Consider the following 14,906-nt stretch of genomic DNA (forward strand, 5'->3'; position numbering starts at 1 on the left):
ACCGTCGAGCGCGTGCATGGCCGGGACGGTTAGGCTGACGTGACCCACGATGACCACCAACGACCTCGACAACTCAGCGACCACTGGAGCCGGCCCCACCCGCCGCACCGGTAGGGCGTCGTCCCACGGCAAGACGATCCTGATCGGGGAGCACGCCGTGGTCTACGGCGCACCCGCGCTCGTCCTGCCGGTCATCGACGCCGTGGTGGTCGCGACGGTCACGCCGATCGACGACGCCGAGGGGCACCACCTCGAGTCGACCGTGCACACCGGCCCGCTCGACCTCGCCCCCGCTGCCGTGATGCCGACCGTCACCGCGGTGACCGCAACGCTGCGGCACTTCGGCGTGGCGGACCGCCGCTTCCACGTGCGCGTCGACAGCGAGGTCCCCACCGCTCGCGGCATGGGATCGAGCGCGGCGGTGGCAGCCGCGGTGACCGCGGCGGTCGCGGACGCACTCGGCGAGACGCTCGACGCCGAGGCGCACCACGGACTCATCCAGGAGTGCGAGCGGGTCGCCCACGGCCGACCGTCCGGACTCGACGCCCGCGGGGTCGTCGCCGACGCACCGGTCTGGTTCGAGGGCGGCCGCATCGAGCCGGTCGAGCTCGGCGCCCGGTTCGCCTTCGTGGTCGCCGACACCGGGGTCCCCGGCCACACGCGCGAGGCGGTGTCCGCCGTCCGTGCCCGTCACGACGCCGACCCGGACGGCACCGGCGCCGTGATCGACCGGATCGGCGCACTCGCCCGACGCGCGCGGGCGACGCTCGTGGACGGCGACGCACAGGCGCTCGGTGCCACGATGGACGCCGCGCACGAGCTGCTCAGCGACCTCGACGTGTCGAGCGACGACCTGGACCGGCTCGTCGGCGCCGCGCGTGCGGCCGACGCCCTCGGCGCGAAGCTCACGGGCGGGGGCCGCGGCGGGTGCGTCATCGCCCTCGCCACGGACGTCGACCACGCGGACCGCATCGCGGCCGCACTGCGCGGCGCGGGTGCCGCAGCCACCTGGACCACCACGATCGGAGACCGCGCCTGATGACCGCCACCGCCGTCGCGCACCCCAACATCGCCCTCGTCAAGTACTGGGGCAAGGCGGACGCCTCCCTCGCCCTGCCGGCGACCGGCAGCGTCTCGATGGGACTCGACGTGTTCCCGACGACGACGTCGGTGACCGTCGGGGTCACGGCGGACGACACCCTCACCCTCAACGGCTCGGCCTCGACCGACGGGGCGCTCGTGCGGGTCACGCAGTTCCTCGACCTCGTGCGCGAGCTCGCCGGGTCCTCGGCGCGGGCGTCGGTGGTGTCCGAGAACACCGTGCCGACCGGAGCCGGACTGGCCTCGAGCGCCTCGGGGTTCGCGGCGCTCGCGACCGCGGCCGCGGCGGCGTACGGTCTCGACCTCTCCGCGCGCGACCTGTCCCGGCTCGCCCGACGCGGCTCCGGTTCGGCCACACGGTCGATCCCCGGTGGCGTGGCGGTCTGGCACGCCGGCGACGACGAGGGCTCCTACGCCGAGCCGATCCCCGCGCCGCCGATGGCCATGGTCGTCGTGACGATCGACGCCGGCCCGAAGGCGATCGGCTCGCGCGAGGCGATGCGACGCACCATCGCGACGTCGCCGTTCTACCCCGCCTGGGTCACCTCGACCACCGAGACCGTCGGGGACATGCTCACCGCCTGCGCCGCGGGGGACTTCACCCGCATCGGCGAGCTGACCGAGAGCAACGCCCTCCGCATGCACGCCACGATCGAGGGCGCCTTCCCGCCCATCCGCTACCTCAACGCCCGCAGCGTCGCCGTGTTCGACGCCGTGGCCGAACTCCGTGCCGCCGGGGTCGAGGCGTACGCCACCGCCGACGCCGGCCCGAACGTCGTCGTGCTCACGAAGCCCGAGGACCGGGGCGCCGTCGCGTCCGCGCTCGCGGGCTTCGGCGACGTGATCGAGTCCGGTACCGGACCAGGCGCGCGCCTGCTCGGCTCCGAAGTCCCTGCGACGCAGGACCCGGAGGCACCCGCGCCGGGTGTCGTCCGACCAGAGGAGTCCGCCGAGTGATCGAGTTCCGTGCCCACGGCAAGCTGTTCGTCGCGGGCGAGTACGCCGTCGTCGAGCCGGGCCAGCCGTCCGTCATCATCGCCCTCGACCGCGCCATCACCGCGCGCGTGCGCGAGGGCCACGGCGCCGGCAGCGTGCACTCCGAGGAGTACGGACACCTCCCGCTCACCTGGACCCGCGCCGAGGACGGCATCGCACTCGACACCGAGCACCACCCGTACGACTACGTGATGGCGACGATCGACCTCGTCGAGAAGCTCCGCGCCGAGCAGGGCATCGCACCGCGGTTCCACGACCTCCGCATCCACAGCCAGCTCGACGACGCGAGCGGCCGGAAGTTCGGGCTCGGGTCCTCCGCGGCGGTGACCGTCGCCACGGTGGGGGCCCTCGACCGCTTCTACGGACTCGGGCTCTCGCAGCGGAAGCGCTTCCAGGTCGCCCTGCTCGCCACGATCCGGGTGAACCCGCGCGCATCCGGCGGGGACCTCGCCGCGAGCACCTTCGGCGGCTGGCTCCGCTACAGCGCGCCGGACCGCGAGCGGCTCGCGGCGCAGCTCGACACCCGCACCGTGACCGAGATCCTCGGCGACGCGGACGCGTGGGAGGGCTTCGACGTCCAGCGGCTGCCCGCCCCCGAGAACCTCGAGCTGCTCGTCGGCTGGACCGGTTCGCCGGCCTCGACCACGAAGCTCGTCGGTGTCGTCCGTCGGCACCGCAACGGCGGCTACCAGGCGTTCCTCGACGAGAGTCGCACCTGCGTCGACGACCTCACCGTCGGCCTCCAGACCGGCGACGCCGAGCGCACCCTCGGGGCACTCCGGCGCGCCCGTGGGCTGCTCCAGCGCCTCGGCACGTCGGTCGGCTCGCAGATCGAGACCGAGCGACTCGCGACCCTGTGCGACGTCGTCGAAGCCGCGGGCGGGGCGGCCAAGCCGTCCGGTGCCGGCGGCGGCGACTGCGGCATCGCGCTCGTCCCGGCGGACACCGACCTCGCCGGCATCCACCGCGCCTGGGAGGCGCACGACATCAGACACCTCAGCGTCGCGGTGCAAGCGCCCGAAGGGAGCGTCGATGACTGACCTGCTGACCCCGATCCCCACGAAGTGGGTGGGGCCGATCCGCATCAGCGGCAACGCGGTGGAGGGCGAGCACGAGGTGCCGCTCGCCACGTACGAGTCGCCGCTCTGGCCGTCCGTCGGCCGCGGTGCCCGCATCTCGCGCATGGTCGAGGGCGGCATCGTCGCGACCGTCGTGGACGAGCGCATGACCCGTTCGGTCGTCGTCCGTGCCGACAGCGCGGCTGCGGCACACCTCGCGACCGGGCGCATCCTCGCCCGGCAGGACGAGCTCGAGCAGATCGTCGCCGGCCAGAGCCGCTTCGCGAAGCTCATCGAGGTGCACCCGGAGATCGTCGGGGACCTGCTGTTCCTGCGCTTCGCGTTCACCACCGGCGACGCCTCCGGGCACAACATGGTCACGCAGGCGGCGGACAAGCTCCTGCCGGCGATCCTCGCGTGGGAGCCGGGCCTGCGGTACGTCAGCGTCTCGGGCAACTTCTGCACCGACAAGAAGGCCACCGCGGTGAACGGCATCCGCGGACGCGGCCGGAACACCGTCGCCGAGATCGTCATCCCGGGCGAGGTCGTCGAGAAGCGGCTCCGGTCGAGCGCGGCACGCATCGCCGAGCTCAACGTCGCGAAGAACCTCGTCGGGTCGACCATCGCCGGGGCCATCCGCTCCGCGAACGCCCACTACGCGAACATGCTCCTCGGCTTCTACCTGGCTACCGGGCAGGACGCGGCGAACATCGTCGAGGGGTCCCAGGGCATCACGAGCGCCGAGGACCGCGACGGCGACCTGTACTTCGCCACCTCGCTCCCGCACCTCATCGTCGGCACGGTCGGCAACGGCAAGGGCGGGGACCTGCCCGTCGTCGAGGACGCCCTCGTGCGCCTCGGCTGCCGCGAGGACCGCGAGCCCGGTGCGAATGCCCGCCGGCTCGCCGCCCTCTGCGCCGCGACCGTCCTGTGCGGGGAGCTCTCCCTGCTCGCCGCGCAGACCAACCCGGGCGAGCTGATGGCCGCCCACGTCGCGATGGAACGTCGCGGCGCGAAGCCCGCCGGAGGTGCAGCGTGACCCGCATCGGCATCCACGACCTCGCCGTCGCGACCGGGCACCACGTGCTCGAGCTCGACGACCTCGCCGAGCGCCTCGGGGTGGACCCGGCGAAGTACCACGTCGGCATCGGACAGGACGCGTTCAGCGTGCCCGCTCCCGACGAGGACATCGTCACGATGGGCGCCGCCGCTGCGAAGGAGCTCATCGACCGGCACGGTGCCGACGGCATCCGCACGGTGCTCTTCGCCACCGAGTCCGGCGTGGACCAGTCGAAGGCCGCCGGGGTGTTCGTGCACGGCCTGCTCGGGCTGCCGCAGAACGTCCGCGTCGTCGAGCTGAAGCAAGCCTGCTACGGCGGGACCGCTGCCGTCCAGCTCGCCCTCGGCATCGTCGCGCGTGCTCCGCGGGAGCGCGTGCTCGTCATCGCCGCCGACGTCGCGCGCTACGACGTCGACACCGCCGCCGAGCCGACGCAGGGTGCCGGCGCCGCCGCGATCCTGATCGCCGCCGACCCCGACCTCATCGAGATCGAGCCGGCCGCGGGTGTCTTCACCGCCGACGTCGACGACTTCTGGCGGCCGAACGACCGCTCCACCGCACTCGTCGACGGCCGCCTGTCCGTGAGCGCCTACGTCGACGCGTTCGTCGGGGCGTGGGACGACCTCGCGGCGCAGGGCGGCCCGGCGTACGAGGACATCGTGCGCTTCGTCCACCACCAGCCGTTCACGAAGATGGCGCTCAAGGCGCACCGGAAGCTCACGCAGCACGTCGGGGTGCCCTTCGACGAGTCCGAGCTCGCCCTCGGGTTCACGTACAACAAGCAGACCGGCAACACCTACACGGCGTCGCTCTGGATCGGGCTGGCCGCACTGCTCGACCTCGACGACGACCTCGCCGGGGAGCGCATCGGCCTGTTCAGCTACGGGTCCGGCAGCGTCGGGGAGCTCATCACCGGCATCGTGCAGCCGGCGTACCGCGAGCACCGCCGTGTGGGTCGGGTCCGCGAGCTCCTCGCCGCCCGGGTGCCGCTCTCGGTCGACGCCTACCGCGAGCTGCACGCCGCGGGTGCCGCGACGAGCGAGGACGTCGAGCGTCCGCGGGTCACGGCTGCGCCGTACCGCTTCGCCGGCGTCCGCGGCGGCGCACGCCGCTACGAGGCGACGCGTCCCTGACGTGAGCGCGCGTCCCTGACGCGACCGACTGACGGACGGGAGGCGCGGTGCCGGCCGGCACCGCGCCTCCCGTCCGTCACGACTCACGCCGCTGCGGACACGACCTCGCGTTCCAGACGCTGGTAGCTCGTCTCCATGCCGTCCGTCATGCCGGTCGCGAGGATCATGTCCCGCTGCTCCCGGTCGGGGTAGGTGATGCGGAGCGTCATGAGCGTGACGCCGTCGGCCTCGTCGAACTGCAGGTCGTTGACGTTGGCCGGGAACGGCGCACCGGTCATCCGTTCGGTCGTGACCATGCGGCGTTCCGGCTCGATGACGAGGTTCTCGCCCTCGAACCCGAACGCCTCGCCCTCGGTGTCCCCGACGGGCGCCCAGGCCTGCCGGAACGAGCCGCCGACGACCAGGTCGTTCTCGCACACCGTCATCTCCCACCCGTCCGGGCCGAGCAGCCATCGGCGCATCAGCTCCGGCTCCGTGTGCGCACGCCAGAGCAGGTGCCGCGGCGCCGCGAACGCGCGGGTGATGACCACGTGGGTGTCGTCCACGATCTCGGTGACCGTGCCCCGGCCGAGGGCGTACTCGCGGAGGTCGGCCAGCACCGTGTCGAGCTGCCCGAACGCCTGCTCGTAGCCGTCGAGCATGCCCATCTCGAGCATGGCGTCGAGGTCGGCGGAGGACGCGAACGACGTCAGCACCGTCACCCGTGACCCGCTGTCGACGGTGTCGAACGACAGCACGGTCTCGCTCGCGGGCAGCGAGTCGTCGACCGTGCCCTCGGCGTCGGAGAACAGGTCGCGGAAGGCGATCCGGCGGGGCTCGTCGACCTCGGACACCTGCCAGAGTGCGTGGAACCGTTCGTTCTCGGGCGAGGTCATCCGGTAGTGGGCGACGCCGCCGGGACGGAGGTCGAACGACGTGAACGTGGCGGGGAACCCGGGCGGGCCCCAGAAGCGTTCGAGCTGCCGGGGATCCGCGAACGCTGCCCAGAGGCGTTCGACGGGGACGGGGAACTCGGCCACGAGGGTCATGGTGAGCTCCTCGGGGTCGGTGTGGACGGACGTGGTCGGCATCAGTGGCTCCCTTGCGTTCGGTCGTCGCCGCGCGGCGCGCGGTCTGCTCCCAGCAGTGCGTCGAGCCGGTCGATCCGGCCGCGCCAGAGGTCCGCGTAGCCGTCGAGCAGCCCACGGACGCGATCGATCTGTCCCGGCTCGGCGCGCACGATGCGGGTGCGGCCCCGGGGTTCCTTGGTCACGAGTCCTGCTCCTTCGAGGACGGCGACGTGCTTCTGGACGGCGGCGAAGGACATCGCGTAGGCGTCCGCGAGCGCGCTCACGGACGCCTCGCCGACCAGGGTGCGACGGACGATGTCGCGTCTGGTCGCATCGGCCAGGGCGTGGAAGACCCGGTCGACCTCGGCATCGCTCAGTTCGGTTCGTGCAACCATTTGGTTGTACGTTACGACGGTCCTGCCCGCCGCACAACCCCCGCGGTGTACAAGGACGCATGGGTCAGCTCATCTACGACGGAGAGCCGCTCGACCTCCGGATCGACGACCGAGCGCTCACACACCTGCAGATCGTCATCGTGAACATGCTCCGGCGGGAGCACCGGTTCGCGTTCTCGTGGAAGGACGACGCCGTCCACGGCAACGGGCGCAGCACCATCTGGATGCACCCGAACGTGAGCCTGCACTTCAAGTTCTCCGGCAGCCGGGTGCCCCGGATCAACCGCAGCTGGCTCGAGGACCTCTACGCCGCCGCCACCTCGGGCTCCGGTCTCGTGCTCACGCCGGAGCCCTCGGACACGAGCACGGCGGACGACTCGGCGTGGTCCCGTGCGGTGGTGCCCGGCGACGCGGACGACGACTCCGGCACCGACGACGCTGGATAGCACACAGCCCGTGAACGGTCAACGGGTCGCGCACGTCCGTGCAGTCTGAGTACGGTGGGCGTACCGCGCGAGTGATCGACTCCGGCCCAGGGAGCCGGTGACGGTGGCTCCGCGGTCGGAGGGGGGAACCACGCGACGCGCGAGGAGTCCCGGATCAGGGGCCTCCCGGCCCACAGCGCCCCCTCGCCGTCGCCCCGGTCGCGGATTCGGGTTCCGCACCGGGGCGACGGGCGTGGCACCGGCCGCGCGCGCCGCTCAGTACACGTCGCGGACGTAGCGCTTGCCGCGCCGCATGTCGGCGAGGTACGCCTGCGCGTCGTCCTCGCCCTTGCCCCGCTGGCTCCCGATGACGGCCAGGAGCGCCTGCTCGACGTCCTTCGCCATCCGTGAGGCGTCACCGCACACGTAGAGGTGCCCGCCGTCCTCGAGCCACGAGTAGAGCTCCGGGGCCTGTTCGAGCATCCGGGTCTGCACGTAGACCTTCTCGGCCTGGTCGCGCGAGAACGCCAGGTCGAGGCGATCCAGGACGCCCTGCTCCTGCAGCTCGGTGAGTTCGTCCTCGTAGACGAAGTCGGTGTCGCGGTGCTGGTCGCCGAAGAACAGCCAGTTCCGTCCCGTCGCCCCGGAGACCGCACGCTCGTGCAGGAACCCGCGGAACGGTGCGATGCCGGTCCCCGGGCCGACCATGATCATCGGCGCGGACGGGTCGGCGGGGACCCCGAACGACGCGTTCGGCTGCAGGTACACGTCCACGGTGCCGTCGGGGGCGACCCGGTCGGCGAGGAACGTCGACGCGACGCCGGCGTACATGCGGTGCGGGTCCCCGTACCGGACGGACGCGATCGTCAGGTGGATGCGGTCCGGGTGCGCGAGCGGGCTCGACGAGATCGAGTACTGGCGCGCCTGCAGCGGTCGGAGGTTCGGCAGGAGTTCGTCGAGTCCGGGTGCCGCGGGTCCGGCGTCGCGGAGCAGGTCGAGGACGTCGCGACCCCACAGCCAGCGGTCGAGCTCGTGCTTGTCACCGTGCGAGACGACGGCGGCGAGCTCGGACGACGGTGCGCGCTGGACGAGGTCCGCGATGAGGTCCTTCGAGGGCGTCCGGATCTCACGGTCGGTCCGCAGGACCTCGGTGACCGGGCGGCCGTCGAGCGTCTCGGAGCCGTTCGCGCCGACCTGCTCGAGCAGCTCGCCGACGAACACCTCGTCGTTGACCGGCACGACCGCGAGCGCGTCGCCCGCCGAGTACTCGATCCCGGAGTCGCCGAGGTCGAACTCGTAGTGCCGGATCTCCTTCGCGCTGCGCGGCGAGGAGAGCAGCCGGTTCTCGACCAGCATCGACGGGTACGGGTTGCGCTTGTTCCACTGGGCACCGGGCCTGGAGGCACGGCTCGCGCCCGCCCCGCCGGCCGCGGTCGTCGCACCGGTCGCCGCCACCGCCGTGGTCGCGCCGGGCTGCACGCCCGCCTCCGCCGCCAGACGGTCGAGCACCGCCGCCGTCCAGAGCGCGGCCGGGTCCTCGTAGTCCACGTCGCAGTCGACGCGGTCGTGGATGCGGGTGGCGCCGAGCTGCTCGAACCGGGTGTCGAGGAGCTTGCCGGCCTGGCAGAACTCGTCGTAGCTCGTGTCGCCGAGCCCGAGGACCGCGTAGTGCAGTCCCTCGAGCCGCGGCACGGTGGTCGCCTGGATCGCGTCCCAGAACAGTCCGGCGTTGTCGGGCATCTCGCCCTCGCCGTACGTCGAGGTGACCACGAGCACGTGCGACATCCCGGCGAGCTGCTCCGGCGTGACGGCGTCGAGCGCGGTGGCACGACCGCCGAGCCCGCGGGCCTTCGCGCCGGCGACCAGCTCGTCGGCGAGGAACTCCGCGTTGCCGGTCTGCGTGCCGAACAGCACGTCGATCGTCGTCGTCGGGGCGCCGCCGGAGGCCCGCTTGCCCGCGGCCGCGATGCCGGCGATGAACCCGGCGAGCCAGGACTCCTGGGCCTGCGAGAACGGTGCGTCGACCGGGATCAGCGATCCGGTCGGGGGGAGCAGGCTCACGCGGACACCGCCTCGGTCGGCGCCTGCGGTGCACGGCGGGCGATGTCCTCGAGCGCCGCGTTCGCGAGCAGCTCGTCGAAGCGGGCCTCGCGGACGCGGCCGTCGTTCTTGGCGTTCTGGTGCATGATCCACCCGGTGGTGCCCGGCGCGTCCATGCTGCGGTTGTTCCGCTGCGTGAGCGCGCGCTTGTAGTCGTCGAGGCGCTTGATCGCGATGAGGGTCGCGAGCTCGTCGTCCGCGAAGCGGTCCAGCGTGCCGCGCAGGTACTTCACGACGCGCTGCTTGACGAAGAAGTCCTCGGTGAGGATGAGGTTCTTGACCGCCTCGGTCACCCGGGGGTCGTTCGGGCCCGCCGCACCGGGGACCCGCTCGAGCGCGAGGTCCTGGGCGACGCCGAGCACCGTGTACGAGGACAGGAGCGAGAACATGTCGTCGCCCTGGTCGCCGAGCGACGGCGCACGGCCACCGAGGACGGCGCGCTGGTCGCGGTAGTCGACCTTGAACGCGCGGAGCTTGTCCGTCGCGATCGAGGTCGCCAGCTCGTCGAGCAACTCGTTCCGGCTCGCCGCGGCGAGGATCTCGCCGGCGTCCTGGGTGAGCAGGAGCGCCCGGGGCATGCCGACGAAGACGTGCTGGCGGGTGGTCTCCCACTCGGCGAGCAGACGCTCGGCCAGCGCCGAGCCCGTCGCCTCGAGGTGCCACTCGAGCAGCAGGCGCGCCGCTGCCTCGTGGAAGGCCCCGCGCTCGGTGTCGGTGACCGGGAACACGAGGAGCGAGTCGGTGCTCGCGCGCTCGGTGACCTCGCCGGAGGGGTCGTACTGGTACAGGAACCCGCCGGACATGCCGTTGCCGAGGCCCTTGCCGAAGGTGCCGAGGTTGAACACGGCACCGCCCGTCATGTACTCGCAGCCGAAGTCCCCGACGCCCTCGACCACGGCCGTCGCGCCGGAGTTGCGCACGGCGAACCGGTCGCCGGCCTCGCCCTCGACGAAGGTGCGGCCGCCGGTCGCCCCGAACAGCGCGAAGTTGCCGACGAGGACGTTGCCGCCCTGTCCGGCACTGCCGCCACCGGGGGCGCGGACGATGATCCGGCCACCGCTCTGGCTCTTGCCGACGCCGTCGTTCGCGGTGCCGGTGTGCTCGAGCACGATGCCGTCGTTGTTGAACACGCCGTACGACTGCCCGGCCGACCCGAGCGTGCGGATCGTGACCGCGCCGTCGACGAGCCGGCGGCGTCCGCGGTCGTCCGTGGTGATCGCCGGGTGCCCGGACAGGTCGGTGTCGCGCAGCTCGTGGTTGAGCAGGCGCTCCACGTCGATGCCGAGCTGACCGCCGACGGACTTGTCGCTGTTGCCGAGCAGCACGCCGTGCACGAGCACGTGCGCCTGCTCGTGGTCGACGAGGGCCGTGCGGACCCGCTCGAGCAGCGCGTCGTCGGTGTGGAAGTCCTTCTCGAGGTACTCCGGGTCCTCGACGACCTTCTCGGGGACCTGCGCGAGGAGCGCTCGGACGTCGAGGCGCCCGACGCTCGCCGGGTGGTCGAGGAGCTGCAGCAGGTCGGTGCGACCGCGGGCCTCGCGCAGGGAGCGCAGGCCGAGGCGGGCGAGGATCTGCCGCACGTCGTGGGCGATGTTGAGCAGGTACTGCGCGAGCGCACGGGGGTCGCCCTCGAACGCCTCGGCGTTCGTGGTGAGACCAGCCGGGCACTTCACGTTGCAGTTCTTCGCCATCACGCAGCCGAGCATCATGAGCGCGGTCGTGCCGAACTCGAAGCTGTCGCCGCCGAGCAGCGCGCTCGTGACCACGTCGGAACCGGTCTGGTGCGCGCCCGAGCAGCGGAGCGTGACCTTCTGGCGGAGGCCGTTCGCGACGAGCGCCTGGTGGACCTCGGCGACGCCGATCTCCGCCGAGCGGCCGGCGTACTTCAGGCTCGTGACGGCCGCGGCGCCCGTACCACCGGTGTTGCCCGCGACGTTGATGACGTCCGCGCCGGCCTTGGCGACGCCGACCGCGATGGTGCCGATGCCCTCGGAGGACACGAGCTTCACGATCACCCGGACGCGGGCGGCCTTGCAGTCGTGGATGAGCTGCGCGAGGTCCTCGATCGAGTACGTGTCGTGGTGCGGCGGCGGCGAGATGAGCTCGACGCCGGGGGTGCCACCACGGGCCGCGGCGATGTCCACCGTGACCTTCGGCGCGGGCAGCTGGCCGCCCTCGCCCGGCTTCGCGCCCTGGCCGATCTTGATCTCGAGCTCCTCGAGCATCGGGTCGGCGAGGTAGCCCGCCCAGATGCCGAACCGTCCCGAGGCGAACTGCTTGATGCGCGAGCCGCGGATCGTGCCGTAGCGGGAGTGGTGCTCGCCGCCCTCACCGCTGTTCGACATGCCGCCGACCATGTTCGTGCCGTGCGCCACCGCCTCGTGCGCGGTGGCGACGAGCGCGCCGTGGCTCATCGCGCCGGACGCCAGGGTCCGGGTGATCTCGTGCGCCGGCTGGACCTCGTCGAGCGCGACGCTCGCCGGGGCGTGGTCGAGCAGTGCGAGCAGCTCGACGGCGGAGCCGGTGGCGCGGAGCGTCACCTGGGTGTCGTCGACGGAGTCGACGTCGACCTGGCCGGGGTGCAGCAGCGCGAGGCCGTCCGCGAGGGCCGCGTGGCGCAGTGCACCCGTGGTCCCCGTCGACGTGAGCTCGAGGCGGAAGCGAGCCGTGCCTCCTGGAAGGTCCCCGTCGTCGGTCGGACGCGAGCCGGAGAGCCCGCGCACCGTGACGCTCGCGTTGCCGGTGGTCGAGAAGCGGCCGAGCTCGCGGGCGAAGTCCTCTGCCGTGTCGATGCCGGTGACGTCCGCGGGCAGCGCGAGGACGTCGCGGAGGGCCGCGGGACGGCGCGAGCGCTCGTCGTGCGTCGTCTGCAGGAACGTGACGTAGCCCGGGGTGATCCGGTGCGCGTCGATCTCGGCGTCGCTGAGCCGGTCGTAGCCCGTGTTCCGGTAGGCGGTGTCGGTGATGCCGAACGCGTCGTCGAGCTGGCCGAGCGTGAGGAGCCGCAGCGCCTCGGAGTCGCCGGAGCGCTCGAAGGCCGGACGCTCCTCGGTCATGCCGCCGAAGCCGCGTACGCTCGCGACGCCGAACGAGTGCCCGGCACCGTCCGAGCGCTCCTTGAAGAGGCCGAGCATGGGCACCTGGCCCTCGGACTCGACCGTGCGGGCGCGCTCGTGCCAGTCCGTCGCCGCCTGCGCGATGCGGGCGAACCCGACGCCGCCGACCGGGGCCTGCATGTGCGGGAAGACCCGGGCGAGCAGGTCGTCGCGGGTGTCGAGGTAGTTCGGCTCGAAGAACTCGCCGCCGATGTAGCTCTCGGCCGTGCAGAGCCCGACGCGGCCCATCGTCTTCGCGAGGGCCTTCTCGGCCGCCTTCCGGAAGTGCTTGAGGGCGAGGTCGGTCGCGGTCAGTTCGCCGGCCGGGGCGGGCGCTGCGGGGTACTTCTCCTCCGCACGGAGACGTGCGGAGAGGCTGTACACCGCTGCGGCGCCGAAGCCGAGCGCCGTCGCAACGTGGTGTGACGATGGCAGCTGACCGGACTCGGCGACGACGGAGATCCGCAGCCGCAGGCCGGTCTCGATGAGCCGTTGGTTGACGGCGGCGACGGCGAGGATGACGGGGAGGGGCGCGTGCGTCGACGACACGTTGCGGTCGGTGAGCACGGCGATGCCGCCGGTGCGCTCGGCGAAGGCGGCGACGGCGTCGGCGAGGTGCTCGGTCGCGGTGCGGACCGCGTCGGCGTTCGCCTGCTCGTCGCCGAGCACCGGCACGTAGAGCATGTCGAAGCGCTCGAGCGGCACGATGTCCTGCTCGCGCAGCCGAACCATGTCGAGGTGCCCGAGGATCGGGGACTCCACGACGAGCTGCCGCGTCGCCGAACCCGTCCCGTCGGGCTTCGCGCCGAGGGCGACGCGCATCGACATGCCGTCGGCCTCGCGGATCGAGTCGAGCGGCGGGTTCGTCACCTGGGCGAAGCGCTGCGAGAAGTACTTCGCCATGCCGCCCTCGGTGTCGCTCAGGGCGTTGATGGCGTTGCCGTAGCCCATCGCCGAGATCCGCTCCGAGCCGTTCTGCAGCATCGGGTCGAGCATGAACCGGAAGCTCTCCTGGTTCAGCGAGTACGCCACGTAGCGGCCCGCGAGCGACAGGTCGCCCTCGTAGCCGAGCGTGGTCGTCGTGCGCTGGTACTCCGGCGCCGGCACGTCGTCCAGGTTGACGCGGGCGGCGTCGAGGAGCGTCCCGTACGGCTTCCGCGCGGCGAGCATCTCGAGCACCTCGCGCGTGCGCATGAGCGTGCCGGTGCGGTGGTCGACGACGAGCATGCCGCCCGCCTCGATGCGGCCGCGGTGCACGACGTCCTCCGGCTCGAACTCGACCTGACCGGCCTCGGACGACACCATCAGGTACTCGGCGGTCTGCACCGAGCGCAGCGGGCGCAGGCCCAGTCGGTCGAGCCGGGCGCCGACCACGTCGCCGTCGCTGAAGATCACGGCGGCCGGGCCGTCGTTCTTCTCCTCGTAGAGCGAGAAGAACTCGAGCATGTCCCGCACCGCCGGGGTCAGCGTGCGGTCGTTCTCCCACGCCGGGGGCATGAGCGAGACCACGGCCTCGACGATCTCGAGGCCGTCGTCGAACACCCGGCTCTGCAGGGTCTGGTCGAGGCGGCTCGAGTCGGACTGGCCGGGCGGGCGGACGATGCTGCGGGTCCGTGCACGGGCGAGGGCCTCGTCGGACAGCCGGTTCTTCCGGTCGGTGTTCAGCTCGCCGTTGTGCGCCATCAGACGGAACGGCTGCGCCATCGTCGGGTGCGGCTCGGTGTTCGTCGAGAACCGGGTGTGGAAGTAGAGCGTCCGGACCGAGTGGCGCGGGTCACGCAGGTCGGTGAAGTAGCCGATGACCTCACCGGAGTTCAGCCGCCCCTTGAGGATCTGGGTCCGGGCGCTCAGCGACAGCGGGTACAGGGCGGCGTGCTCGGCGCGGTCGGCGGCGGCCTGGCCGTACGACACCGCCTCGATCGCGAGGAGGGCGCGGTTGGCGGCGGCGTCGACCTCGGCGCGGGTCCACGCCTCGGGGGCACGGAAGACCCACTGCACGATCGGCAGCTGGTACTGCTCGGCCTCGGGACGGGCGACGGAGTGGTCCACCGGGACGTCACGGACGAGCAGGAGCTCGAAGCCCTGCTGCTCGATGGCGTCCGTGACGGTCTGCTGCGCACGGGCGCGCTCGGCGTCCGCAGCCTTGCCCGCGCCGCTCGGCACGAAGCAGTTCGCGACGCCGAAGTGGCCGGCGCGGAGCTCCTCGCCGGTGATCGCGCTGAAGAACTCCACCGACAGGTCGATGCTCACGCCCGCGCCGTCACCGACACCCTCGGCGGACTTGCCGCCGCGGTGGGGGATGGCGCACAGCGCTTCGTCGCCCTTGCGGATGACGTCGTGGCTCGGCGTCCCGTCGAGTCGGGTGATGAAACCGACGCCGCAGTCGCTCGATTCGCGGGCAGGGTCGTAGAGACCGAAGGAGGAGGGGTTCACGTGTGCAGGTCCAGTGGGGCGTTGCCGGCAGCGGACGGCCAGGCTGCATCAGTGGAGCGCT

Annotated in this window: 10 protein-coding genes; 6 read left to right on the top strand and 4 right to left on the bottom strand. The window is 72.3% G+C overall.

Annotated elements, in window-relative coordinates; all coding sequences use genetic code 11:
• Positions 1–49: 49 nt before the first annotated feature.
• From mvk to BJK06_RS11795, 5 genes are read left to right on the top strand one after another with little or no spacing between them, the layout of a single operon-like run.
• Positions 50–1,039, top strand: a complete 990-nt coding sequence (mvk, locus tag BJK06_RS11775) for a mevalonate kinase (RefSeq protein WP_083295215.1) — start codon at positions 50–52, stop codon at positions 1,037–1,039.
• Positions 1,039–2,058 carry a diphosphomevalonate decarboxylase gene (gene mvaD, locus BJK06_RS11780; RefSeq protein ID WP_070418053.1) on the top strand — a complete coding sequence of 340 codons (1,020 nt, stop codon included), beginning with the start codon at positions 1,039–1,041 and terminating at the stop codon, positions 2,056–2,058. Before mvk ends, mvaD begins: the two co-directional genes overlap by 1 nt.
• Positions 2,055–3,137, top strand: coding sequence for a phosphomevalonate kinase (locus tag BJK06_RS11785; protein WP_070418054.1), 1,083 nt, complete (start codon positions 2,055–2,057; stop codon positions 3,135–3,137). The genes mvaD and BJK06_RS11785 overlap by 4 nt, the downstream gene beginning before the upstream one ends.
• Positions 3,130–4,194: a hydroxymethylglutaryl-CoA reductase gene (locus BJK06_RS11790; protein WP_070418055.1), complete on the top strand. Its 1,065-nt coding sequence runs from the start codon at positions 3,130–3,132 to the stop codon at positions 4,192–4,194. The genes BJK06_RS11785 and BJK06_RS11790 overlap by 8 nt, the downstream gene beginning before the upstream one ends.
• Positions 4,191–5,348, top strand: coding sequence for a hydroxymethylglutaryl-CoA synthase (locus BJK06_RS11795; RefSeq protein WP_070418056.1), 1,158 nt, complete (start codon positions 4,191–4,193; stop codon positions 5,346–5,348). The genes BJK06_RS11790 and BJK06_RS11795 overlap by 4 nt, the downstream gene beginning before the upstream one ends.
• An 83-nt stretch (positions 5,349–5,431) precedes the next feature.
• On the opposite strand, the gene BJK06_RS11800 is transcribed toward BJK06_RS11795, so the two are convergent.
• Both BJK06_RS11800 and BJK06_RS11805 read right to left on the bottom strand, forming a co-directional pair.
• Entirely contained in the window at positions 5,432–6,418 is a 987-nt protein-coding gene (locus BJK06_RS11800; RefSeq protein ID WP_070418057.1) for an SRPBCC family protein, read from the bottom strand.
• Complete coding sequence (locus tag BJK06_RS11805) at positions 6,418–6,792, bottom strand: helix-turn-helix transcriptional regulator (protein WP_070418058.1); 375 nt, start codon at positions 6,790–6,792, stop codon at positions 6,418–6,420. The genes BJK06_RS11800 and BJK06_RS11805 overlap by 1 nt, the downstream gene beginning before the upstream one ends.
• Before the next feature lie 59 nt (positions 6,793–6,851).
• Between BJK06_RS11805 and BJK06_RS11810 the strand changes: the two genes are divergently transcribed.
• Complete coding sequence (locus BJK06_RS11810; protein WP_070418059.1) at positions 6,852–7,238, top strand: ATP-dependent DNA ligase; 387 nt, start codon at positions 6,852–6,854, stop codon at positions 7,236–7,238.
• Positions 7,239–7,493: 255 nt separating this feature from the next.
• Here the strand turns inward: BJK06_RS11810 and BJK06_RS11815 are convergent, their stop codons facing one another.
• Together BJK06_RS11815 and BJK06_RS11820 are read right to left on the bottom strand one after the other, a co-directional pair.
• Complete coding sequence (locus BJK06_RS11815; protein WP_070418060.1) at positions 7,494–9,278, bottom strand: sulfite reductase subunit alpha; 1,785 nt, start codon at positions 9,276–9,278, stop codon at positions 7,494–7,496.
• Positions 9,275–14,845, bottom strand: a complete 5,571-nt coding sequence (locus tag BJK06_RS11820) for a glutamate synthase-related protein (protein ID WP_070418061.1) — start codon at positions 14,843–14,845, stop codon at positions 9,275–9,277. Before BJK06_RS11820 ends, BJK06_RS11815 begins: the two co-directional genes overlap by 4 nt.
• Between the last annotated feature and the right edge of the window lie 61 nt (positions 14,846–14,906).

The organism is Curtobacterium sp. BH-2-1-1, assembly GCF_001806325.1.
Lineage (GTDB): Bacteria > Actinomycetota > Actinomycetes > Actinomycetales > Microbacteriaceae > Curtobacterium.